This window comes from Enterococcus sp. C50, from assembly GCF_040887505.1.
In the GTDB taxonomy this organism is placed as follows: Bacteria; Bacillota; Bacilli; order Lactobacillales; family Enterococcaceae; genus Enterococcus_B; species Enterococcus_B thailandicus.
This window is the reverse complement of the sequence record NZ_JBFOFW010000001.1, coordinates 286552-310994: the sequence shown is the minus strand read 5'-3', so window position 1 is coordinate 310994 and position 24443 is coordinate 286552. Positions and strand designations below refer to the sequence as shown.

Below are 24443 nucleotides of genomic sequence, written 5' to 3'. Positions count from 1 at the left end.
TCATATATAGGAATGAGCTGAATTACAATTGGCAGATTTTAATAAGAAATCCAAAAGAAAGAAAAGGCTTACAGTTCCAAGGCATGATGGATTCGTTTGAAGGTGGTCAAATGATTTCCATTTAATAACGGAAGTCATTGAACTAAAAAATTCAGCTCTTTCCACTTTGAAAAGGAAAGAGAAGTGGTATCGGATGTATGCGATTTCATTTATAGTATGGATAGCGAGGAGGTAATCGAGTGAAAGAAATCGAACAGCACTATTTATGTGAAAATCATCTAGCATTCAAATCAAAGGTTGCTAACTGGGAAGAGGCAGTGAAGTTAGCCGCAGAACCTTTACTACGAGAACGAATCATTGAAGAAAAGTATATTCAGGCAATGATCAAAAACGTTCGAGAAATGGGCACGTACATGGTATTAGTACCACGAGTTGCAATGCCTCACGCCCGACCAGAAGCAGGCGCATTAGGAACAGGATTTAGTATTTTGAAATTAGTTGAGCCGATTTCTTTTGGTGATGTAAAAGATGTGTACTTAATTATTTGTCTAGCAACGGATAATAATGAGGCTCATCTGGCAATGCTTCAAAAAATTTCCGCACTAATTGATGAAGAGGAAAAAGTCGATGCATTATTAGAAACATCGACAAAAACAGCATTTATTAAACTAGCAGAAAAGTTTATCAAAGAAGAGGAGGAATTATAATGATCAAAATTATTACAGTGTGTGGGAATGGAATTGGTAGTAGTAATTTATTGGCAATGAAAATCAATCAGATTGCGAAAAAGAATGGGTTTGAAGTTGATGCGAAATCCAGTGATTTTAATGCAGCGTTGGGAGAAGAACCCGATCTGTTTGTAACAGTCGATGAATTTGCCAAACAGTTTCCTGCAAACAAAAAAGTCGCTGTCGTTAGAAGCTACGCAGACAAGAAAAAAATTTCGGAAGACATTTTACCAGTATTGGAAGAATTAAGTAAAGGGTAATCATTTATCTTATATGGCCATATGAGAGGATTAAATAGATTCAATAAAACAGGAGGATTCATAATGGAATTTTTGGAATTTCTCAAGGATATGTTTAGTGAACCAGCAATTTTGATGGGGTTAGTTGCTTTGGTTGGCTTGGTTGCAATGAAAGCACCTGGACACAAAATCTTAACCGGAACATTGGGACCAATTCTTGGTTACTTGATGTTAGCCGCAGGTGCAGACGTTATTAGTGGAAACCTTGATCCACTTTCTCAGATGATTGAAAAAGGATTTCACATTACAGGAGTAGTGCCAAATAATGAAGCTGTAACTTCTGTCGCACAAAAAATTCTTGGTGTTGAAACAATGTCGATCTTAATCGTTGGACTGATTGTCAATTTGTTAGTAGCACGCTTTACCCGTTATAAATATGTCTTTTTAACTGGTCATCATTCATTCTTTATGGCGTGTTTATTATCGGCAGTATTAGGTGCAGTTGGCTTTTCTGGAACCTCTTTGATTTTAGTCGGTGGCTTTTTCTTAGGTGCATGGAGCGCAATTTCTCCAGCAATTGGTCAAAAATATACGCTTCGTGTCACTGATGGTGATGAAATCGCTATGGGACACTTTGGCTCGATTGGTTATTACTTATCCGCTTTTATTGGGAGCATCGTTGGAAAAGGTTCAAAGTCGACAGAAGATATTCAAGTGCCAGAAAAATTTGGGTTCTTACGAAATACGACAATTTCTACTGCATTAACGATGGTGATTTTTTACTTGATTTCCGCTATTGCGGCGGGACCTGAATTTGTTTCGACTTTATCAGACGGAAAATCACCCTATTTATTCGCGATTCTTTGTGGATTGAAATTCGCAGTAGGCGTTACAATTGTTTATTCGGGTGTCCGTATGATTCTTGCTGATTTATTACCTGCGTTTCAGGGAATTGCTGATAAAGTCATTCCAAATGCTGTGCCAGCTGTTGACTGTGCGGTATTTTTCCCATATGCACAAACAGCAGTTATCATTGGGTTTATTTCAAGTTTCGTTGGTGGCTTGATTGGTATGTTTATCCTTGGCGCTTTTGGTGGTGTATTGATTATCCCTGGATTGGTTCCGCACTTTTTCTGTGGTGCAACTGCCGGTGTTTACGGTAATGCAACTGGGGGACGACGCGGTGCAGTGGTTGGCTCATTCGTCAATGGCTTATTCTTAGCCTTTTTACCAGCACTTTTATTACCAGTTTTAGGTCAGCTAGGATTTTCAAATGCAACCTTTGGTGATTTTGACTTTGGATGGATTGGTATTTTATTAGGAAAAGTTGGTGGTCAATTTGGACAAACGGGAATCTATGTCATCATTGTGGCAGTTCTAGTCGCTTTGATTGCCCCAAGTATTATTCGACCATCTAAAACAGCGATTAATAATGAAGAAATGGAGCTTGATTAACATGAATTTTAACCTTGATATTTATTCAGATGGTGCAGTGATTGAAGAGATGTTGAAGATGAAAGCTGCTGGAATCGTTTCGGGATTTACAACTAACCCTAGTTTGATGAAACAGGCGGGAATTACGAATTATGTTGCTTTTGCAAAAGAAGTATTGGAAAAAGTCGAAGGATTACCTATCAGTTTTGAAGTTTTTGCCGATGATTTTGCAACGATGGAAAAAGAAGCTTTGAAACTCGCTGCATTGGGCGACAATGTTTACGTCAAAATTCCAATCATGAATACGAAAGGTGAGTCATCAACTGAATTAATCCAGCGATTATCAGAAAAAGGATTGAAACTTAACATCACAGCTATCATGACTTTAGAACAAGTAGAAGCCACAGTTGGTGCATTAGCGAATGGCACTGAAAACATCGTTTCTGTATTTGCTGGACGTGTTGCTGACACAGGAATCGATCCCTTACCATTGATGGAAAAATCTTTGAAAATTTGTGGCCGTAAAGAAGGAACTAAATTACTTTGGGCAAGTTCAAGAGAAGTTTACAACATCGTGCAAGCAGAACAGTTAGGTGTTGATATTATTACTGTGACGCCTGCGATCCTTTCTAAATTGTCAATGTATCACATGGACTTGAATGAACTTTCGTTGGAAACCGTCAAAATGTTCAATCGAGATATCCAAACTCTAGGATTTACTATTTTGGATGAAGAATAACTTAAGCAATAAAAAGAGAAGCTTGAAGCAATCGACTGATTGTTCCAAGCTTCTCTTTTTATAAGATTTATTGGACTAGTTAGTAGTAACTAGTTTATTATTTACTTTCTCGGGTAAGTCTTTTTGATCAATTGTATTGGGACCTTCGATAATCCGCTTTTTACTCATTTTTACTTTGACATATGAATTTGGAATCAATGGTTCCGCATTGTCATTAGAGATCTGAATCTCTCGTTTTTCAGTTGAGCCGTCTTCTTTAACAAAAGTAAGGTCGTAGTCGTAAGAAAACCAGGGACTATTGTCACCAATAGCACTTTCACTTTTATGTTTTACTTTAGCCGGGACTTCGTTTGGCACATGGGCATAGGCAACTTCACCAACATAAGTATCTTGATAATATTGATACCCTTTAAATCCACCGAATGCCAATAATGCTAAAAATATTACGCCAATCACTTTTTTCATCTTATCACCTTTTTCTCCTAGAAATATGTTCTAGTATACCAAGGGTGATCCAAGATAGGGCTAACAGGGTGCTAACAGTTTTGCAAGGCCAAGATAAGGTGGTAATCGTAATCAAGACGGGCTATCCATTTGATCGTGAATTATAGAAAATTAGTAACGACATCAATGATTTCTTTTGAATGATTGTAGATATCGATAGGTTCTTTCAATTCATAAACAGTATGATTGTCATCATTCAATTCAATCTTCATGCTACTGGTGTTAAAGTATACGCGTAAAATCCATTTTCTAATATTATTATCAAGCAAGATGTTGAAGTAACTTCTATTGTCACGATAGAAGAGTCGGTCCAAAGGGATAGTATCTTTTAAGACGACTTTACAGATTGTATAAGATTCTAGTTCTTCAGGGGTAGTTACAATTTCATTATCCGAGCTGTCTGTTGTATCAGAATCTGACGGAGTATCCGTTTCCTCAACAGATACAGAAGTTTTAAGGGCAGCACTTAATTTATCATTTACTCGTTCAGAGATAAATTGATTCAGTCCTTTTTTTATTATCGGTTTAAACTTTTCAATTGTTTGTTTGGTTTTCATCCCATCATATATTTCACCTAGAAGATACTTAACGAACTCTTCAGTAGGATCATTGAGTTCGGAGTTAAGATAATTTTTTAAAGAACTTAGATATTTAAGCTCAGCAGCAGAACTAGTGATTTTGTCTACATCAAAGTTATCCTTGTGGAATTTTGCTAACTCAGGAATCTGGCTGTCCTTAATATTTGTTATATCAATAGTCAAAAAAGGTGTGAGATCCATTTTATTAGGCTCATCTAAATCGGTAAAGAATTTGTATTCTTCACCATTCGTTAAAATCCCAAATTTAGACATGGTCGTGCCAAAGTATCTAAATAGTTGTGAGTCATGCTTTGTTAATGGTTCATTGATGGATTTTGCTTCTACAAGAATTGTGGGTGCACCGTCAAGAACTATGGCATAGTCAACTTTCTCTCCCTTTTTTATACCAACGTCCGCTGTAAATTCAGGAACGAATTCTGTAGGATTAAAGATATCATATCCTAATGCTGAAAAAAAAGGCATGATAAGAGAAGTTTTAGTTGCTTCTTCTGTACCAATATTATCTTTTAATTCAATGACTCTTTTTCCTAATTGTTTTAAAGTATCTTGGAATTTTTCCGACTCCATTTTAATCCTCCTCGGGTATTTACTACGAGTCAAAAGGAAAGTAGTAAATACACAAATTTTATAATCAAAGAATGATGGTTTAAAATAGGCTTTCCCCACAAAGTCTTACACATAATTCCTTATTATCTGTAATGAAAATAATTTATAAATCAAAAAATTTGAATAATTAAGTATCATCATGATATTTCTATTATCTTGTATGATTTTAAAAATCAAATATTTTCGTAAACGTTTTACAATTATTATTCTATCATGGATTGAAAAAAAGAGGTGAAAAATATAAATGAGAAGATAAAATAAGTAACTACGACAGCAAAAAAAAGCAGACCAACAAGTAGTCCACACTTAAAGTCCTAAAATCGTTCTTCTCTTATATCTTTATTATACCGCAAAAAAAATTGTAATTGTAGCCTTGTTTTTGAGTGGATGTGGCTGTAAACTGCTATTCCGTAGATAAAACATTTACGGATCATTTTTTAGTAATTTAATAAATAGGCAAAGGGCGTGTTTTCTTGAAGAATGTAGAGAAAAAAGAACAACAGCATTTAACGTCAGTTTATCAAGAGTTGAAAGCAGAAAAAAAACGATTGCTGCAGTTGATTCAACAAAAAGATCAGCATGGGCGACAGCACATTGAAGAAATGACTGGTGATATTCGTTTAAACATGGACAATATCACTGATAATTTAGACACCTTTGCCACTATTGAAGCCTTGAATCGGCAAATTGACCAGTACAATATTCAACTGGATTCCGCTAGAAAGAATTTAGAAAAGGTTGAGCGATTACTAGCTTCGCCGTATTTTGGTAAAATTTCCGTGGATTTTTTGGAGGAAGAACCAGATGAAGATTTTTATATTGGAATCAATGGTTTTACCACTGAAAAAGGATCAGATTTAATCTACGACTGGCGTTCACCGATTGCTGAACTATTTTATAACAATGAGCTAGGGAAGTCTCATTATCAAGTGAACAACCGAGAAATTGAAGTAGCAATTGAAAATCGCCGACAGTTAATTACTAAAGCAGACCAACCAATCAATTACTTCGATACTAAGACAACCATTCAAGATGATGTATTGCTTGACGTATTAGCGCAAAATACTTCGAGCACGATGCGAGATATTACGGCGACAATCCAACAAGAGCAAAATCGAATTATTCGTGATCAAGAAGCAAAAAATGTACTGGTCAATGGGGTAGCCGGCAGTGGTAAAACTTCAACAATCATGCAACGGATTGCGTATCTCCTTTATCAAAATCAACAAACGTATTCTGCAAAAGATATCTTGATTTTTTCACCTAACCAAGCATTTGGTCATTATATTGCAGATGTCTTGCCTAGTTTAGGAGAAGAAAATCCACCGACCTTAACTATTTTACAATTGGCAAGAGACTTTTCAGAAGCTGAAGTGGAAGATGAAACAACTTATTTTCAACGTATCAGTCGACAAGAGGCAACCAGACAAGAACGCGTCTTACGAAGTCAAGCATTTATCACATTTATTTTAGAGAATACTCGTTCACTACAGGTCACCTTTAACGAGGTGAATCAGAAGAAACAAGTCTTCTTTACACCTGAACAAATTGCTGAGTTGTTTAACTCTACACCAACAGACTATGACTTACGTGAACGAATTGCAGGCACTAAAGAAAAAATGCTTCAGCAGTGGGAACATCACTTGTTGCAACAAAGCCAAAGTGCAAAGTTGAGAAATCAGTTATTAGAACTGACGGAAAAACAGCAACGAGAATATTTTGGTAAATTATTAACGGAACAATCAGAAACAGCGTTAGCAAAATACGCCGAAATCTTATTGAGGAAAAAATATCGGAGAGTAACAGAGCAAATCAACGAGCTAGATTGGTTGGATAGTACCAACTTGATTGTTCAATTGTATCAAGCATTTACAGGAGAAGAATATCTGTTACAAGAAATTTTGACCCTCGATGAAGCAATAATCCAATTGTTCATTCAGCATACATTAGTTGAAAAGCTTGACCTTTTGGATTACAAAGTTATCTTGATTGATGAAATTCAAGATTATACACCTGCGCAGCTTCAATTGATTCGTCATTTTTGGCCACGTGCTGATCTGACAATGGTGGGAGACGAAAATCAAGGGATTTTTAACAGTCAGATTTCTTTTGCTGAAATCAGTGAGCTGATAGGAGACTCCGTTGTTTATTATCAATTAACGACAAGTTATCGTTCAAGTGGCGCAATCACGAAACTATTTGCATCATTATTGGAAAATCCCGAAGAAATGCAAATTACACCTATTCGTCCAGACGGAGAAGCAATTCAGTGGCTCCCTTATGACCGACTGTCAGTGTTTATCCATCTGATTGAACAACTGGATTCTGAGAAAATTTATACAATCCTGACAAAAACATTAGCAGAAGCAGATGGTTTGCGAGCAGAACTTTCTGAGCATGTGACAAAAAAAGTACGGATTCTACCAATTGAATTAGCAAAAGGATTAGAGTTTGACCATGTCATCTTGTTTGATGTTTCCGACAAAAATTATCAGACAGAGCAAGATCAACGATTGCTTTATACAGCGATTTCTCGTGGAACGCAAGCGGTGTGGATTACGTATGAGGGAGAATTGACAAGATTTTTAACGGAGCAGTTGAAGAAAAATTGAATTGATTGAGGATTAAAAATTGAAGCGCGGTGCAAAACACGAGTCATTCTTGTGTTTTGTCCCGCGCTTCTTTAAAAAAATTAGAGGACGCAATCGTTTTTTTTACTTTCTGCAACCATTTTAGACAAGAGTTCCTTCGCACTTTCTAAGTCATTTTGCATGGCAGTTATTTCCTGAATCTTTTCTTCTGTAAAGGTAATTTGTTCTTCCTTTGTCAAATTTTGTGCGTCACTGGTCAAGTTTTGCAAATCAAAAATAGTAAATCCAGTAGAAGCTAGCATGCTTAATCTTTTTAAATAGGGAACGACCTCCTCCTACCGGGTGGGAGTTTTTTGCTTAAAAAATCCTTGTGACAGAGGTTATTAGCTTTAGTAAATAGAAATTTTTGTAAATTGCTTTTCAAATTTTGTGAGATTTCCACTTAATGTCATTGTCGAATAAATTGCTTTGGGAACACCATGAATAAGGCTGTGAAAGAAGTGTCTAGCTCCAATAAATAAGAATAAATTTCCAGAAGCTGCTTCTCAAATTTTTGTGAAATTTATTTTTATTTTGAAGAAGTTACCTCTTGAACCCATTTATCTGGAAAAAGGGATGCAAGACAAGTATTCTCACATCTCCTTTTACTTTAGAGTTAAAGAGTACTCGTCTCGTGTTTATAAATTTCATTAATCAGTAAGAAGTTGATGACTTACTTATTAATCGAAGTAGATGAACATGTTGTGGTTAATAATAAAGAAATAGCAAAATGTTTTCTTGACTTAGAGTGCACTCCAGATGATTGAATGGAATTATCTTAAAAAAGGAGTGAAGAATAGTGAATAGCAAACTATTAAACAACGGAAAAAAAATGCCACAATTAGGTTTTGGTGTCTATCAAATCCCACTAGCAGACACTGCTGAAGCGGTCTATCAAGCAATCAAAATCGGGTATCGTTTAATCGATACAGCTATTTCATATGGAAATGAGGTTCAAACTGGTCAAGGAATCCAACGTGCAATTGCTGAAGGGCTTGTTCAACGAGAAGAACTCTTTATCACAACAAAACTTTTTATTCAACAAATGGGAGAAGAAAAGGCAACCCAAGCTATCCAACAATCACTCATCAATATGAATCTGGACTATCTGGATTTGTACTTGATTCATCAACCTTATGGCGACATTTATGGTGCATGGCGTGCCTTGGCAGCTGCACAAGAAAAAGGTTTGGTTAAATCAATTGGACTCTCCAACTTTGATTCGGCAAAGCTAATTGAATTTGTCAAAATGAATGAAGTAGCCCAACCACAAGTCAACCAAATTGAGGTTAATCCTTGGAACCAACAACAAGAAGCTGTCAGTTATCATAAAATGTGTGATGTTCAAATGGAAGCATGGGCACCTTTTGCGGAAGGACGGCATGAGCTGTTTACTAATGAAACGTTAGCCGGAATTGGTCGAAAGTATAACAAAACAGTTGGGCAGGTTGTTTTGCGCTGGTTGATGTAGCGAGGAATCATCGCCTTGGCAAAATCTGTGAATCCCGAACGAATGGCAGAAAATTTTACTATTTTTGATTTTGAATTATCAGCGGAGGATTTGGCGTTGATTGCTCAATTAGATCAAAAAGAATCAGCATTTTTTGACCATCATGATCCAGAAAGAGTAAAATGGTTTATGGAAAGACTTTGATTTTTAATTAATGTAGCTGCAAAATGATCAATTGCCGGAGGGAAACAACATGAATATCAAAGAAGCAGTCAATCTAACAGGACTATCGAATGATACCATCCGTTATTATGAACGAATCGGAATCATTATGCCCGTACCAAGACAAGAAAACGGGCTACGTAATTTTTCAGAAAGAAGCATTAATCAGTTGAAATTCACAAAGACGATGCGGAATGCAGGAATGGGTGTGGAAAGCTTACGCGAATATGTGGCGATGATTTATGAAAACGATGATTCAACGATCCCAGCTCGCAAAGCATTATTACTGGAGCAAGCTGAGTTGATGCAAGAAAAAATAACTAAAATGCAAGAAGCACATGATTATTTGCTGTTTAAAGTCGAAAACTACGAAGGGCACATGCGCGAGTCTGAACAAAAGTTACAATAAATAACGAAAAAAAGCCCACTTTACTGCACCTTTTGATACGGCAAAGTGGGCGAAACAATTCAAAATTATTTGTTGATTCGCGTTCGATTTGTCATACTGACATTTCCTAGATAGCGGTATAAGGGTAAGATATCCGTCTTTTTAGGAAATTCAAATTTATGTACGGCATGCACTTCGTTGTTTGAACGTTGATTAATATTTTTAAGATAAGTAATTGTAATCTCACTGTCATCTAATCCTGTTCCAGCAGTTTCCATATCGACTTCGACAATTGAATCAAGATGTATCGAGTGGAAGGCGGTTTTCTTACCAGTTGCTCCTTGCTTATCAACGAAAATCACTCGATGATTGGTAAAAATCAACGCATCCCTAACCAATTGATAGCCCATCGTAATTTCTTCATTATCAAAAAGATATGCTCCATATTCTTGAGTCAATTGTTCTGGCGTTTTTTCTGAGTAATTTCCTAAAGCTCCTTGTACAAGATTATTAAATAATGCCATATTGAGACCTCCTAAGTTGTTGTTTTTTGTGTCTAAACACTTAGTATGATTGACTATTTAATTAATCATACCTTATTTTATCGTACCACGTCGCACATAATTATAGTATATATTTTTAAGTTATAAGTCTGATTTTTTTATTACTAGAAAGTGAACGAAATACTTAGTGGTGCTATAATAAACTTACGATAATTGAAATGAGGTCTGCAAAATGATGAATGAAACATTTTTAGAGGTAATGAGACATGAGGGAGCAGTAACAATAATTTCTTCGAGTGAAAATGCTCCGGGCTTTCATGCTGTGAACACTTGGAATAGCTATGTTCAAATCAGTGGCGATAAATTATATATTCCTGCAGCTGGGATGCACAGTGTTCAACAAGATATCGAAAAAAATAATCAAGTGATGTTAACCGTTGGAAGCAAAGAAGTCATTGGTACAATAGGACCTGGTGCAGGATTCCATTTGCACGGAACCGCTGAGTTTATCACAGAGGGACCAATTTTTAATGAAATGAAGGAAAAGTTTCCGTTCTTAAGCCGTGTGCTAAAAATAACTGTCACTGAAATTGATCAAAAAATTTAACAAAAAAAGGACCAGCTCTCAATGGGCGGTCCTTTTTTATCATACATTTAGCCAGTCATTCAAAACAGCATAGCTCTAAAACTTAAAGAAAATGCTTCGTGGTCGTGGCTATGTTTTGGAAGCATTCAAAACAGCATAGCTCTAAAACTGTGAAGATTACGCTTTCTATTTAGCGTTTGTTTTGGAAGCATTCAAAACAGCATAGCTCTAAAACACAAATTGTTGTGCGTAGTGAATCATATTTGTTTTGGAAGCATTCAAAACAGCATAGCTCTAAAACTTAGAGCTTTTGAATGAAATTCATTTTGATGTTTTGGAAGCATTCAAAACAGCATAGCTCTAAAACCTCGGATAAAAATTTTTGAGATTTCGTAATCGCACTATTCACCCATAGCAAGGCTTCAGTTTGAATGCTTCTTTCTATTTATTTGGTAATATGTTGGCTATTTGAATGTCAACGAACAGTTTTCTTTAGTATAGCATAAACTGACTTTCTGTCATAACCAGTTTTTGGTTGATGGATGAGTCTGAGCTACAGGGACATAATTGTTTAAAGAACTAACAAATCAATATCGTAATTAAATCCATTTTCATCACTTAGTTTTTTATAAAATTCGCCACTTTTTTTGATTGTTCTTTTTTGAGTAGGTAGATCTAAGGAAACTAGTCCGTAACGATTTTTGTACGAATTGATCCATGACCAACAATCAATAAATGTCCATAAATGATAACCTTTGATGTTACAGCCGTCATCAATTGCTTTCCAAAGATAAGCTAAGTGGTCTCGAATAAATTCAATCCGATACTCATCAATTACTTGTCCATCTTCATCCATAAATCGTTCTTCGTTTGCAACACCCATGCCATTTTCAGAGATAAATGCTTCAATATTTCCATAGTTATTCTTGATATCCATACATAAATCATAGATTCCTTTTTCATAAATTTCCCAACCACGATATTCGTTCATACGACGCCCGGGCATTACATGATTTTCAAAGAACCATTCAGGTAGGAAGGGGCTTTCGGGATTGATTGCTGTTAGACGAGCTTTTACTCTGCGAGGTTCATAATAGTTCAATCCTAAAATTTGGGCGGTATTCGCTTGAATCGTTGCTAAATCCTCCTGAGTAAAGTCGAGTGGTAACTGATCATATTCGGTTAAAAGTTCAACCAGTTTGGGCGGGAAGTTTCCTTTCACCATTGGATCTAAAAAGCTTCGTGTATAAAATAAATCTGCAATCTCCGCGGCTTTGACATCAGCGGAATTATTACTTCTTGGAAAAGTTGGGCTAAGATTTAAAATGACACCAATCTTGCTTGATAAATTATATGTTTTAAAGACTTCGATTGCTTTCGCATGAGCTAAGATCGTAAAAAATGCGGCTTGGCTTCCGCGTTTAAAGTCAACCAAATTGGGATAGTGGAAGTCTTCTAAATAAGAGCCTAAGATTGGGCCAAGTGGTTCGTTAAACGTAAACCAGTGAAAGACTAAATCGCCAAATTCTTCAAAACACGTTTTTGCAAAATGGACATAAGCCTCAACAACATCCCGTGACTCCCAACCACCTTGATCCTGTAACTTAGCAGGCATATCAAAATGATAAAGATTAGCAAAAACTTTTATTCCGTTTTTATTCATTTCAGTAAATAAATCACGATAGAAAGCAATCGCTTGTGGATTCACTTCTCCTACACCATCTTGCGGAAACATTCTTGCCCAAGAAATAGATACTCGAAAAGAATTATGTCCGGTTTGTTTCATCAATTGAATATCTTCTTTATAACGATGAATGTGATCGGTTGTGATTTCTGAGCTGATTCTTTGATAGAAGCGATTAGGTTGTTCTTTATACCAACGTTCCCACACCGTTTCAGCTTTTCCTGTTTCGCCACGACCTTCAGCTTGTTCAGCAGACCACGCAGATCCCCACCAAAAATTTTCTGGAAAGGATAATTTTTTGATTGTACTCATTGATAGACCTCCTTTAAATTCATACCAATCATAACACCGCTTTCAAATAAAATAAACATCTTTTTATAAAAATATATACTTTTACGACAGGAGCTTATTTTTTTTAGTTAAAAACAGCTGAAAGTATGGTAAAGTATATGAGAAGCTATTGTTTTAAGTGAAAGGAGGATAAGTATGAAACAGATTCCCAAATATATGGAGATTTATTTAGATGTTAAGCGAAAAATCATGGATGATAAATATCAGGTTGGAACAAAATTGCCGACTGGTGACCAATTGGCGGAAGAATACGGAACAAGTAAATTAACTGTAAAAAAAGGAATTGATTTATTAGTATCCGAGGGCGTGTTGCGAACACGTAGCGGATTTGGGACAGAAGTCTTACGTAAACCAATTGATAATTCAAAAGTTTTCGGTCCAAACGAAGGTTTATTGAGCGCGATGGGAGAAGAACATGTTGACTCTGAAATCCATACTTTTTCGATTGAACTTCCTTCAAAAGAAGTGGCGGAGATGTTGGAAATCAGCGAAAAAGATTATATTTACAATATTATTCGAAGTCGATTTATAGACCATCAACCTTATTCGATTGAACAAACATTTATGCCATTGGCTGTTATACCTGGATTGGAACCTAAGCATTTGAAAAAATCAGTTTATGCTTATATCACAGACGAATTAAATTTGGAAATAAAATCCTCTCATTTATGGATTAAGGGAGATATCGCCAATGAGTTTGATGCAAAAATTTTAAATATCGAGCCCGGTGAATTTATGATTGAAGTAGATAAAGTCGTCTCTTTGTCCTCAGGAACGCCGTTTGAGTATTCGTTATCCAGACATATTTATAAGGACTTCATTTTTGAGGCAATCTTTGTTGAAAAATAAAAATCGGATATGCAATCAAAATAAACAGCAAGTTAAGCTTAACTTCTTGCTGTTTATTTTTTATTTTCGACAAAAGTATATATTTTTTAAAAAAGATATTTACTTTATCGGAAAGACGAGTTATTATCTAGGTGAAAGCAATCGCTTACAAATGAAGGGGGAGAGTTTTATGGGTAAAAATAAAAAAGAGATCATTCTTGAAAAGTTTGGGATGGTCGCAACAAAGTTAGGAAACCAGATTCACTTACGAACGTTGCGAGATGCATTTGCAACATTCATGCCTTTTATGATGCTGGCAGGATTTGTCACTTTGATTAACTATGTCATATTGGAGCCGACCGGTTTTCTAGGTCACTTTATTCGACCGGCTACTTTATCTACAATTCAAGAAATCGGAATTTCAATTAGCAATGGTACACTTAGCATTACGACATTGTTAGTCGTAGCAGCAGTTTCTTATCATATGTGCGTTAGCCGCAATTATCAAAATTCAATCGCTGCAGTGTTGGTTGCTATTTCTACTTTTATTGTCCTTACACCAATGGTTACGATGTTCACTCCAGAGAACAGTCAAAAAGCAATTGAAGTGAGTGGAGTGATTCCGATTGCTTACACTGGAGCTTCAGGCATGTTTGTCGGTATTTTTGTTGGTCTCGCAGCAACAGAATTGTTTATTAAGTTATCTAAAAATGAAAAACTTCAGATCAATTTATCTGGAAATATTCCACCAGCTGTTTTGAAATCATTTAATGTCTTGATTCCGATTATGTTGACGATCACAGTATTTGCGATTGGTTCATTTGCTATCAATCAGTTGTTCCATATGGATGTCAACACATTGATTACTACGATCATTACAAAGCCTTTAAGTAAAATCACTACTGGACTACCAGGATTCTTATTGTTAACATCTATTGCAAATCTATTTTTTGGTTTCGGAATTCATCAAGCTGTCATTTCAGGTTCATTATTAGATCCATTCTTGATTCAAAATATGCAAGAAAACATGGCTGCGTATGCAAATAAAGAAGAGATTCCTCATATCATCAATATGGCATTCAAAGATACTTTTGCTGTAATGGGCGGCTCTGGTAATACAATTGCTTTACTTATTGCGATTTTTATTTTTAGTCGTCGTAAGGACTACAAAGATTTTGCTAAGTTATCTGTTACACCAGCTATCTTCAATATTAGCGAGCCGATTATTTTTGGGTTACCAATCGTCTTTAACATTAGTTTGATTATTCCATTTGTTTTAGCACCAATTTTTTCGTTAACCGTCGCCTATTTTGCGACTGCAGTTGGATTGATCAATCACGTCGTTGTCCAAATTCCTTGGACGACACCACCAATCATTTCTGGTTTCTTAGCGACTGGAGGGGACTGGCGTGCTGCAGTTCTTCAAGTGATAATTATTGCAGCTAGCGTGTTCATCTACTTACCATTTTTACGTATTGATGAAAAAGTTACGTCTGATATGACAAAATAAAGTTCAGAAATCTTAAAAAAGCGAACAGTTCAATGGTTCGCTTTTTGATTTGCTTAAACAAAAAAAATCTTTTCACTTCTGACGAAAGAAAAAATATGTTATGCTAGTCGGGTAAGTAAAAAATAATAGAATCTACTCACAAAGGGGAGCCTTTCGAGGCTGAGAATGAGTTTACTCTAAACCCTCCGTACCTGTTTCGGTCATACGAACGTAGGAATTGTGACGAGTGGAAGTGTAGCTAACACTTCTCCTTTGTGAATTGTGGTGATTCTAAAGGAGGAGTTTTTTTATGCATTCAGAAACAAAAGTTTGGATTGAGGGGACAATTATCGCAGCATTAGCTATGGTGCTTTCATTGATTCCACTAGACATTGGAAGCAGTTTTACTTTGTCGATCGGGCAAATTCCAATAACTATTTATGCTTTACGTAGAGGTCTCAAGGCAGGGTTAGGTGCTGGCTTGATTTGGGGTCTATTACACTTTTTAATGGGGAAAGTTCAATTTTTAAGTATCCCACAAGTTTTAATTGAATACCCAATTGCATTTACCTTTGCTGGATTCGCTGGATTGTTTACTTTATCTTTGCATCGCGCAATGGTGAATGGAGAGACAACCAAAATTTATGGAATCCTAATTGTCTCATCGGTGGTTGGAACCTTTACTCGCTTTTTCTGGCATTTTGTGGCTGGCGGTATTTTTTGGGGAGATTACGCACCAGAAGGTATGAACCCTTGGCTTTTTTCATTTGTCATGAATGGCGCAAGTGGCCTTGCTACTGCAATCGCTGTAGCAATCGTTGTCGTTATATGTTATCGAGTTTCACCAAAATTATTTGATCCTTTGAAGTAAAAAGGAATTGAAAATAAAAAAACTCTTAAAAGACTCAGAATGAATAAGTCTTTTAAGAGTTTTTTGTTATGCCAGTGATTTCTTTGCTAGTTGTGAAGGAGAGACGCCGTAATATTTTTTGAAGAGCTTACTAAAATGATACGCATCTTGATAACCAACAGCTTGAGAAATTTCTCGGATAGTTAGTTGCTCGTTTGCTAGTAGTTCCTTGGCATGTTTTAGCCGAACTTGGATAAGATAATTGATGGGGCTCATACCTGTAGACTCTTTAAAAACTTTTGATAAATACGTAGGACTAACATACAACGTATCAGCTAATTGCTCTAAAGTAATTTCTTGCGTGTGATGGTTTTCTAAATAGTAAATGGCATGATTGACTAAATACTGTTTTCGTTTGGCATTTTTTGAAAGGGCTAGAGTGACCGTATTATCTTGCACTTTTTCTAGGCTTCTTAAAATAAGTACTAACATTTCGATAATTAACGCTTTGACCATTAATTGAAATTCAGGTTGTTCTTCACTATATTCTTTAACTAGACGCCACGCTTTGTCGAGAAATTCCCATTGATATTCCCCAAGATTAAGAATTGCTTTTTTAGTTGGTAAGTGATTTCTCTTTAGTCCGTCTAATGAAATATTCGTTAAACCAATATGAAGTTGATGTGAATAAGTTCCTGTTCTTTGTTCTTCACCGTGATGGGTGCCAGGGTTAAAAAGCATAATTTGACCAGCATTTAATTGAAATTCTTGTTCCTCGATGGTGTAGTTCGCTTGACCTTCTAAAACAATACTGATTTCTAGAAAATCATGGGTATGGATGTCACTTTTGTTTCCTTGCTCATTCCAAGGATCAAAAGCGTAAATAATTTCTGGGTTAAATATTTGGGCATTTGCATAACTCATAAATGAAAACCCTTTCTTGTGGATTTGATAATATTGTACATCAAAACAAGTAAGAATAACCATTTTCTTTCAAATTTATTAAAGATAAGCTAGTACTTGATTGAGAAAAGGCTTTCGTATAGGAGGGGAAATAAAATGAGCAATTATCAATGGATTTGGCAATATGTAAAGAAGTATGCAAATAAAGGATTTCTGGCAATTATTTTTTTAATAATCAATGCGCTTTTAATTGTAGTCAACCCATTAGTGGCTGGTGAGATTGTCGACAAAGTAATTGAAAAAGGTGAAGCCAATTTATTGATTCCTTTATTAGCATTAATGATTGGTATCACGATTTTTCGAACGATCATTCGATATACTTATCAGATTTTATTTGAACGTATTGGTCAGAACAGTTTGTTTGAATTACGACAAGAAATGTATCAAAAGTTACAAGAACTTGATTTTGATTTCTTTAATCACACTCGAGTTGGGGATATTATGGCTAGAATGACAGGGGATACAGACGCTATTCGTCATTTTGTTTCGTGGGTCGTTTATAACATCATTGAATGTATTTTATGGTTCAGTATTGCTGTCATCGTAATGGCGACAATTAATTGGCAATTGATGTTGGCGTTGGTTGCAATCACACCAATCATTTTCTTGCTTACCCAGAAGATGTCGAAACAAGCACGACCAATCTTTTTTGAGATTCGTGAAAGTTTTTCCCGTTTGAATTCGATGGTTGAGGAGAACATCGGGGGAAATCGAGTCGTCAAAGCTTTTGCTAGAGAAGACTTTGAAATTCAAAAATTCGTTGAGCACAACGAAGATTACAAAGTACAAAACATGAAATCAGCCGAGGTGTCTATGAAATACTTACCTTGGTTAGATGGACTAGCTGGAAGCTTGAACGTGATTACGTTAATTTTAGGCGGGTTATTTGTTATTCAAGGAAAGATGACCTTGGGTGATTTGATCGCATTCAATGGCTTTTTATGGATGCTGAATCAGCCGATGAGAATGAGCGGCTGGTTGATTAACGATGTTCAACGTTTTTCGGCAGCTTGTATCAAAATTCGTCAAATGTTAGGAACCAAACCACAAATTCCTGTATTGACTCATGATGAAGTAAAAAAAATCAAAGGGCATGTTGAATTTAGAGATGTTTCATTCCATTTTTCTGATGACCCAAATACATTAGTTTTGAAACACATCTCATTTAAGATTAGTCCAGGGCAAACGATTGGTATTTTAGGGGAAACAGGTTCTGGGAAAACAACGTTAGTTAACCTAGTTGGTCGTTTTTATGATCCAACTTCAGGTGAAGTCTTGATTGATGGAAAGAATGCAAAAGAGTACCCTGTTCGTCAATTACGTGAAAACATCTCGATGGTTATGCAAGATGTCTTTTTATTTTCTAACACGATTGAAGATAATATTGCTTTTGGTAATCCTTTAGCAAATGAAACGTACGTCCAACAAATGGCACAGATTGCTGATGCACATGAATTTATTTCACGGATGCCCGAAGGATACGAAACAATTGTAGGTGAGCGTGGTGTAGGACTTTCTGGCGGACAAAAACAACGCATTTCTTTAGCAAGAGCTTTAACGAAAGACCCATCAATTCTTATTTTGGACGATACGACTTCAGCTGTGGATATGGAAACAGAATTCAAGATCCAACGTGAGTTAACACAACTAACAACTGAAAAAACAACATTCATTATCGCTCATCGTATTTCTTCTGTTCGTGAAGCTGACTTGATTCTAATGATGGAAAAAGGACAAGTAATTGAGCAAGGAACACACAAAGAATTACTGGAACAAAGAGGGCGATACTATGAAGTTTACCAAAAACAATTAGGTATCCAAGAGAAGGAGGGGAACTAATGGCACGTAATAAATTTGATGTGGATGAAACACTGGAGCAAGAATTCAATTGGTCACATTACCGTCGCTTAGCCATTTATGTTAAACCCTATAAAAAAGCGATTTTCAAGGCTTTGTTCGTCATCATTCTTGCCAATACTGCCGGGATGTTGGGACCTTACTTTACCAAAATTGCCATTGATGATGTGATTCCAAAAGGAAATACCACATTATTGGTCCAAATAAGTGTGATCTTTTTAATTTCGCTAGTGGTCATTGGCTGGTGCATGCGTTATCGAATTTATGCAATTACCGAGATTGGTCAAGATATTTTAAAAGATATGCGTTATGCAATCTTTGAACATCTACAACACTTACCATTTTCCTATTTTGACAATCGACCTCATGGGAAAATTTTGATTCGTGTCGTTAACTATATCAATACGTTAAGCGACCTGCTAAGTAATGGTCTGATTAACTTGATTTCAGACATTTTCAATGTGCTAATTACTCTAATATTTATGCTTTTTATTGATGTCAAATTAACCTTGTATAGTTTAATTTTACTGCCAGTTTTATTTGTGATTGTTATGGTCATCAAAACGAAACAACGTAAAGCATATCAAGTGTTGAGTAATAAGCAATCAAATTTAAATGCGTATATTCATGAAAGTATATCCGGTATAAAAATCACACAATCTTTTGCTCGTGAACAGGAAAACTACGAGATTTTCAATGAAGTCAGTGATGAGTATCGTTCCTCCTGGATGAAAGCTGTCAAGGTTCAGTTCATGCTGTGGCCGGGAGTTCAAAATATTGCAGTAATGACAACTTGCTTGATTTATTTTGTAGGTATTCGTCAAATCGGGGTTAATGTTACAACAGGGACATTGATTGCGTTTATCGGTTATATCAACAATTTTTGGAATCCGGTAATCAATATTGGAAATTTTTATAACTCACTGATTACTGCAACAGCTTACTTGGAACGGATTTTTGAGACAATGGATGAAGTACCTGATATCCAAGATGAACCAAATGCACAGATTTTACCACCGATTAAAGGAAATGTTACATTCGATCACGTCACATTCCGTTATGAAGAAGGCAAGAATATCTTAAATGATGTTAACTTCCATATTAACGCAGGTGAGAGTATTGCGTTAGTTGGCCCGACAGGCGCAGGGAAAACAACTATTATTAATCTTTTGAGTCGCTTTTATGACGTTAATGAGGGAAGTGTCCAAGTGGATGGTCATGATGTTCGGTCAGTCACACTCGCTTCATTACGAACACAAATGGGCGTCATGCTACAAGATACGTTTGTTTTTTCTGGGACAATTATTGATAATATTCGTTACGGAAAGTTAGATGCAACAAAAGAAGAGATAATTGCAGCTGCTAAAATCGTTCGAGCTCATGATTTTATCAAAGAGCTAAAAGATGGCTACGATACCGTTGTCGAAGAAAGAGGTAGCACACTTTCTGCGGGACAACGCCAACTAATTTCTTTTGCCAGAGCGCTATTGGCAGATCCAAAAATTTTGATTTTGGACGAAGCCACTTCAAGTATTGATACTAAAACAGAAGAATTACTACAAGAAGGTTTGCAGCAGTTATTGAAAGGGCGCACTTCCTTTATTATTGCTCACCGATTATCGACAATTAAAAATAGTTCTCAAATTTTTTATGTCGCAGGTGGGAAAATTGCAGAAGCAGGGACACACGAAGAATTGATGGAGAAACAAGGTCTTTATCATCATTTGTATCAATCACAATATGATTTACTTCAAGCAAATTGATAACGAAAAAACAGCAAGGAGCGTACGAGGCAGTTCGTATCTTCTTGCTGTTTTTCTTGTAAAATGAACGATAGCCCTCTCTGTTAAGAGAAGGCTATCTAACTAATCAATATTTATTATTCTAAAGTTGGTGGTGACTATTACTAACAATTAATTTTTCTCATTTAAACGATGTATTCCCTAACCTCTAATACATCCTTGTAACTCCAAGGTTACGCCAGTGTTGATTAAATTTCATCAAACAAATTAACAATTCGCGATAAAAATATTTTTCGTATTAAGAATAATAATAGCAGGGAATATCCTTAATAGCAAGAAATCTAATTACAAATTAAAGAAAACTGAAGAAATAGCAGAACCAAAAAAGCACCTACTGTATTCATCCAGTAGGTGCTTTTAATGACTAGAACTGCAATCATTCATATGAGATATCTCTCCTATAGGGATTTTTTCAATTCTTGTACAGCTTGTTCAATCGTGACACCTGTAGCTACGTGGTTTGCATTGTCTTTATCAAAAACGATAAATAGATTCAAATCAGTATTTAAAGTAACACGATATTGTAAGTTTTTGTTATAGAATGTCATAATTCATTCTCCTTTCTTAAATCTTAACGAAAGGCAACTACTACGTTGATAACGAAATTCCACAAGTAATATAACATAAAAAAGAAAAAACAGCTAGTAAAGAGTTTCTTAAGATTAATCCGTGAGTATTCTTTTTTCAATCTTTCTTGTGTCAAGGAACCAATAATCATGATAATCGCCAATTAAAGCAGAGAAAGGAATAGGTGTTTTTCCTTGCTCAATTAATTTTTCGATTAAATAATTTTTTAGAATCCAAGGTTCTTCGATTGTAGCTGGTTGTAGTAGCAAAATGGCTTCTATTTTCTCCGGAGAAGTTCTTAATTCATCAGCAATTTCTTGAGTCGATGAACCTAGTAAAGCAAAGTTTTCTTGAAATTCATTTAGTGTATTTATTTGTTGCTGTTTTGTTAAAGACATCAGACCATCTCCTTGATTTAATAGTAGAAATAATAGTCCTAATAAATGAAAAATACAAGTAAAACCTGTGATTAAACGTGATTCACTATTGGAAAGCTTAACAATATGCAGTAAAGTAAAATTAGCAAGGAAACGAGGAAGACAAGAACAAAAAAATTAAGAGGTGAACAATGAAATTAGTATTGGAAAACATAACGAAAAATTTTGATGAAAAAGTGATTTTTGATGATGCTAGCTTTACCTTTGAAAAGGGAAAAATCTACGGTTTGCTTGGACGAAATGGTTCTGGGAAAACAACCTTGTTCAATTGTATTTCAAAAAATCTATTACTTGATAATGGAACGATTGGCCTTGAAAAAAATGGCATTCTCAACACAGACTATGACAATACTGAAATCGGTTTTGTTTATACGATGCCACATTTACCAGCATTTATGACAGCATATGAGTTTGTGAAGTTTTTTATTGATATCAATCAAGATCGGATTGAAGAAATCAAACGACCAGAAAATTATCTAGATTCAGTAGGGATCGAACGTCAAGACCAACACCGTTTGTTAAAAGATTTTTCTCACGGAATGCAAAACAAAGTACAGCTTTTGGTTTCACTTATGGTCCAACCACCTGTTTTATTATTAGATGAACCATTAACGTCTTTTGATGTTGTTGCCGCCCACGAGATGAAAGAGTTGATTTTAAAGATGAAAACGAACTCGGTTATTATTTTTTCGACTCATATTTTACAATTAGCACAAGATCTTTGTGACGAAATCGTGTTACTACACCACAAAAAATTGATTGGTATTGCATCAGATAAGATTCATGACCAAGATTTCGAAGAGGAAATCATTGATCTGTTGTCTGATAGAGAAGAACGGCCTACTTTTACAAAGGAAGAGGCGTAGTCTATGAACCGGATGTTTGATTATTTGCGCGACTATTGGCAATTAGAACAAGTTTCAGTCACTAAAAAGGTCAATGGCCTTGTTTTTTATTCACGAAAAATACCTGTTATTGGAAAATTCATACCTACTCGTTTCTATCAAAGTTATGAATTGAAACAAATTTTAACCGTCATTGGTTTGATAATTGAAAATATCCGCAGTATTCTCGCCAAAGGTTTATGGTTGGCTCTTTACTATGGACTCGCGATACTATTGAGCGGAGCAGATTTATTTTCCGGTAAAGCATTTACTCACCACACTGGCAACCTTGGTTTATTTTTGTGGTTCATGGTAGTGGCTGTTTTGTTTAATTTTTATGATGGGTTCGTTATCTCTGGAGAGAAGAGAATTGTTGACTTTATTGAACATTTTCAACGTCCTAAGCAGAGGATCATCCGTGGATATAAACTAACTGACAGCTTTATCCATGGCCTAAGATATCTTCCTGCTGCCATCATTTATGGTTTTGCTACTGGTGAACCGATTAAAGTAACTTGTTTTATTTTTTTAACGTATGTTGGTTCTCGCTGTTTTTATCTTTATTTAGGTAGAATTATTTTCACTTGGCACTTATCAAAGCGCCAACGGGTGATTTTTGGTAGTGTAGTGACTATTGTTGTTATTAGTAGCACGGTGATTCTTGTCTGGGAAAAATTAGCAGTAGCTGTGCTAGCATTTTTCCTTTCTTGGGTTGGAATCACGCTATCCATCGTTTTTCTCATCTTCAGTTGGTATGCTTTACTCCACTTTAAAAGGGAACTGGACTATGTCTTTTATTGGAGTGAGATGACTACTTTGTCGAATGTTGCCAGTCAAGAACTTGCTTCTGGTAAAAGTTATCTTAGTGATGGATTAGCCATGCAGAAAAAATTAGTGATGAACCAGGAGGAACGATTCGCTCATTTAGATGGTAACCAATATCTGAATGCTTTATTATTTAGTCGGTATCGTAAAATACTGAACCGTGCTTTTCGATTACGTGTGTATACGATAATCGCTGCATTAATTGTTGTTGTTATTCTTAGTTTCTTTGATGTTAGAGAAGCTTTGACTGAAAAAGAGATGACAAGAACCTTAAGTCTGCTATTTTTTATCATGTATGTCATGAGTTTTCGAAAGAAAGTCGTTCAAATGGTCTTTGTTAACTGTGATGTAGCGATGCTCTATTATCCATTTTATCGTGAAGCAGGAACAATCATTCATGGATTCAATTACCGTTTCAAGCAGACTTTTTTCTACAATGGTTTATTATCAATCGGAATTTTTAGTGTCTATCTTCTTTTATCGGTGCTTAATGGGTTCTTTTTATCTTGGACATTTTTTGGTGTTTTAGCCTTATTATTACTGGCATTATCTGCCTTATTTTCATTTCATGAATTATTTATCTATTACTTGATTCAACCATTCACTAGTGAGATGGAAGTGGTCAGTCCGCTGTATAAAATCATTGCCATACTTTTTTATTGGATAGCGTATGGGAATCTACAATTAAAAGTATCAGGATTCTTTTATGCAATCATCGTGTCGGTGGCTTGCTTACTCTATGTCGGGATTGGTTTCGTGATTATTTATAAAAAAGCACCTAAAACATTTAGAATCAAAGATTAATTCCAAAGAAAAATAAACTTATTAGCAAAAAGGTTGCTTTCAGCCAGTGCCCATGGTATAGTAAACAAGTAATTTATTTTGAAACGTAATTTGAGCTGTATGGCACATTATACAAAACTCCTTTTGCTTATCAACAATTAATTGCAACAAAAAGCGTACTTGATACGTAATTAGGAGGAACTATAATATGAATAACGGTACAGTAAAATGGTTTAACGCAGACAAAGGTTTTGGATTTATCACTGGTGAAGATGGAAATGACTTATTTGCACATTTCTCAGCTATCCAAGGTGAAGGTTTCAAAACTTTAGAAGAAGGTCAATCTGTGACTTTTGATATCGAAGAAGGTCAACGTGGACCTCAAGCAACTAACATTGTAAAAGCTTAATTATTACATTGACTGTTAACCGTCTCGTCTGAGGCGGTTTTTTTGTGTCTTTATTTGGGTCGAATATTTTTCTATATCTACTAAAA

General features: G+C 35.6%; 23 protein-coding genes, 1 pseudogene, 1 CRISPR repeat array and 1 riboswitch. Of the genes and pseudogenes, 16 read left to right on the top strand and 8 right to left on the bottom strand.

What is annotated here, in order from left to right; translation table 11 throughout:
- Window positions 1-239 precede the first annotated feature (239 nt).
- The 4 genes from AB3I20_RS01385 to AB3I20_RS01370 all read left to right on the top strand — a co-directional run bounded on the left by AB3I20_RS01385 (window position 240) and on the right by AB3I20_RS01370 (window position 3140).
- The gene (locus tag AB3I20_RS01385) at window positions 240-707 is read left to right on the top strand and encodes a PTS sugar transporter subunit IIA (RefSeq protein ID WP_082294042.1); all 468 of its coding nucleotides are present in this window, start codon (window positions 240-242) and stop codon (window positions 705-707) included.
- Entirely contained in the window at window positions 707-988 is a 282-nt protein-coding gene (locus tag AB3I20_RS01380) for a PTS sugar transporter subunit IIB (protein ID WP_067481906.1), read from the top strand. The genes AB3I20_RS01385 and AB3I20_RS01380 overlap by 1 nt, the downstream gene beginning before the upstream one ends.
- A 63-nt stretch (window positions 989-1051) precedes the next feature.
- On the top strand, window positions 1052-2422 hold the full coding sequence (locus tag AB3I20_RS01375) for a PTS ascorbate transporter subunit IIC (RefSeq protein ID WP_067481908.1): 1371 nt from the start codon (window positions 1052-1054) through the stop codon (window positions 2420-2422).
- A gap of 1 nt (window position 2423) precedes the next feature.
- Window positions 2424-3140 carry a transaldolase gene (locus AB3I20_RS01370; protein WP_067481910.1) on the top strand — a complete coding sequence of 239 codons (717 nt, stop codon included), beginning with the start codon at window positions 2424-2426 and terminating at the stop codon, window positions 3138-3140.
- A gap of 75 nt (window positions 3141-3215) precedes the next feature.
- On the opposite strand, the gene AB3I20_RS01365 is transcribed toward AB3I20_RS01370, so the two are convergent.
- Together AB3I20_RS01365 and AB3I20_RS01360 are read right to left on the bottom strand one after the other, a co-directional pair.
- A complete protein-coding gene (locus tag AB3I20_RS01365; RefSeq protein ID WP_067481912.1) occupies window positions 3216-3605 on the bottom strand; it encodes a YxeA family protein in 390 nt (129 codons plus the stop codon).
- 140 nt (window positions 3606-3745) lie between these two features.
- Complete coding sequence (locus AB3I20_RS01360; protein WP_067481914.1) at window positions 3746-4810, bottom strand: type I restriction endonuclease; 1065 nt, start codon at window positions 4808-4810, stop codon at window positions 3746-3748.
- Window positions 4811-5322: 512 nt separating this feature from the next.
- Here AB3I20_RS01360 and AB3I20_RS01355 point away from each other — a divergent pair.
- Entirely contained in the window at window positions 5323-7461 is a 2139-nt protein-coding gene (locus tag AB3I20_RS01355; protein ID WP_368026847.1) for a UvrD-helicase domain-containing protein, read from the top strand.
- Window positions 7462-7541: 80 nt separating this feature from the next.
- On the opposite strand, the gene AB3I20_RS01350 is transcribed toward AB3I20_RS01355, so the two are convergent.
- Entirely contained in the window at window positions 7542-7742 is a 201-nt protein-coding gene (locus AB3I20_RS01350; protein WP_067481918.1) for a hypothetical protein, read from the bottom strand.
- A gap of 536 nt (window positions 7743-8278) precedes the next feature.
- Here AB3I20_RS01350 and AB3I20_RS01345 point away from each other — a divergent pair.
- Window positions 8279-9133: pseudogene (locus AB3I20_RS01345) on the top strand (aldo/keto reductase).
- A 49-nt stretch (window positions 9134-9182) separates the two neighbouring features.
- Window positions 9183-9560 carry a MerR family transcriptional regulator gene (locus AB3I20_RS01340; RefSeq protein WP_067481920.1) on the top strand — a complete coding sequence of 126 codons (378 nt, stop codon included), beginning with the start codon at window positions 9183-9185 and terminating at the stop codon, window positions 9558-9560.
- A gap of 65 nt (window positions 9561-9625) precedes the next feature.
- Here AB3I20_RS01340 and AB3I20_RS01335 read toward each other — a convergent pair whose 3' ends face one another.
- Window positions 9626-10063 (bottom strand): PH domain-containing protein, encoded by a 438-nt coding sequence (locus AB3I20_RS01335; protein ID WP_067481922.1) that lies wholly within the window; start codon window positions 10061-10063, stop codon window positions 9626-9628.
- Window positions 10064-10277: 214 nt separating this feature from the next.
- Here AB3I20_RS01335 and AB3I20_RS01330 point away from each other — a divergent pair, with 214 nt between their 5' ends.
- Window positions 10278-10649, top strand: coding sequence for a pyridoxamine 5'-phosphate oxidase family protein (locus AB3I20_RS01330; RefSeq protein WP_067482431.1), 372 nt, complete (start codon window positions 10278-10280; stop codon window positions 10647-10649).
- 45 nt (window positions 10650-10694) lie between these two features.
- Window positions 10695-10995: a CRISPR direct-repeat array (repeat unit 37 nt; unit sequence TGTTTTGGAAGCATTCAAAACAGCATAGCTCTAAAAC).
- A 204-nt stretch (window positions 10996-11199) separates the two neighbouring features.
- On the opposite strand, the gene AB3I20_RS01325 is transcribed toward AB3I20_RS01330, so the two are convergent.
- A complete protein-coding gene (locus tag AB3I20_RS01325) occupies window positions 11200-12624 on the bottom strand; it encodes a glycoside hydrolase family 1 protein (protein ID WP_067481924.1) in 1425 nt (474 codons plus the stop codon).
- Between the two features lie 174 nt (window positions 12625-12798).
- On the opposite strand from AB3I20_RS01325, the gene AB3I20_RS01320 reads away from it, so the two are divergent.
- The 3 genes from AB3I20_RS01320 to thiT all read left to right on the top strand — a co-directional run bounded on the left by AB3I20_RS01320 (window position 12799) and on the right by thiT (window position 15851).
- Window positions 12799-13512 (top strand): GntR family transcriptional regulator, encoded by a 714-nt coding sequence (locus tag AB3I20_RS01320; protein ID WP_067481926.1) that lies wholly within the window; start codon window positions 12799-12801, stop codon window positions 13510-13512.
- 169 nt (window positions 13513-13681) lie between these two features.
- Window positions 13682-15001, top strand: a complete 1320-nt coding sequence (locus tag AB3I20_RS01315) for a PTS sugar transporter subunit IIC (protein WP_067481928.1) — start codon at window positions 13682-13684, stop codon at window positions 14999-15001.
- Between the two features lie 132 nt (window positions 15002-15133).
- A riboswitch (TPP riboswitch) is annotated at window positions 15134-15235 on the top strand.
- A gap of 55 nt (window positions 15236-15290) precedes the next feature.
- Window positions 15291-15851 (top strand): energy-coupled thiamine transporter ThiT, encoded by a 561-nt coding sequence (gene thiT / locus AB3I20_RS01310; RefSeq protein ID WP_067481930.1) that lies wholly within the window; start codon window positions 15291-15293, stop codon window positions 15849-15851.
- A gap of 66 nt (window positions 15852-15917) precedes the next feature.
- Here thiT and AB3I20_RS01305 read toward each other — a convergent pair whose 3' ends face one another.
- The gene (locus AB3I20_RS01305; RefSeq protein ID WP_067481932.1) at window positions 15918-16754 is read right to left on the bottom strand and encodes an AraC family transcriptional regulator; all 837 of its coding nucleotides are present in this window, start codon (window positions 16752-16754) and stop codon (window positions 15918-15920) included.
- Between the two features lie 135 nt (window positions 16755-16889).
- On the opposite strand from AB3I20_RS01305, the gene AB3I20_RS01300 reads away from it, so the two are divergent.
- Together AB3I20_RS01300 and AB3I20_RS01295 are read left to right on the top strand one after the other, a co-directional pair.
- On the top strand, window positions 16890-18632 hold the full coding sequence (locus tag AB3I20_RS01300; protein ID WP_067481934.1) for an ABC transporter ATP-binding protein: 1743 nt from the start codon (window positions 16890-16892) through the stop codon (window positions 18630-18632).
- Window positions 18632-20413: an ABC transporter ATP-binding protein gene (locus AB3I20_RS01295; protein ID WP_067481937.1), complete on the top strand. Its 1782-nt coding sequence runs from the start codon at window positions 18632-18634 to the stop codon at window positions 20411-20413. Before AB3I20_RS01300 ends, AB3I20_RS01295 begins: the two co-directional genes overlap by 1 nt.
- 437 nt (window positions 20414-20850) lie before the next feature.
- On the opposite strand, the gene AB3I20_RS01290 is transcribed toward AB3I20_RS01295, so the two are convergent.
- Complete coding sequence (locus AB3I20_RS01290; protein ID WP_169819312.1) at window positions 20851-21000, bottom strand: hypothetical protein; 150 nt, start codon at window positions 20998-21000, stop codon at window positions 20851-20853.
- Between the two features lie 114 nt (window positions 21001-21114).
- Window positions 21115-21417 (bottom strand): DUF2316 family protein, encoded by a 303-nt coding sequence (locus AB3I20_RS01285; protein WP_067481939.1) that lies wholly within the window; start codon window positions 21415-21417, stop codon window positions 21115-21117.
- A gap of 170 nt (window positions 21418-21587) precedes the next feature.
- Between AB3I20_RS01285 and AB3I20_RS01280 the strand changes: the two genes are divergently transcribed.
- The 3 genes from AB3I20_RS01280 to AB3I20_RS01270 all read left to right on the top strand — a co-directional run bounded on the left by AB3I20_RS01280 (window position 21588) and on the right by AB3I20_RS01270 (window position 24357).
- Complete coding sequence (locus tag AB3I20_RS01280; protein WP_067481941.1) at window positions 21588-22322, top strand: ATP-binding cassette domain-containing protein; 735 nt, start codon at window positions 21588-21590, stop codon at window positions 22320-22322.
- Between the two features lie 3 nt (window positions 22323-22325).
- Window positions 22326-23969, top strand: a complete 1644-nt coding sequence (locus AB3I20_RS01275; RefSeq protein ID WP_368026845.1) for a hypothetical protein — start codon at window positions 22326-22328, stop codon at window positions 23967-23969.
- 187 nt (window positions 23970-24156) lie between these two features.
- The gene (locus tag AB3I20_RS01270; protein WP_067481945.1) at window positions 24157-24357 is read left to right on the top strand and encodes a cold-shock protein; all 201 of its coding nucleotides are present in this window, start codon (window positions 24157-24159) and stop codon (window positions 24355-24357) included.
- Window positions 24358-24443: the final 86 nt, after the last annotated feature.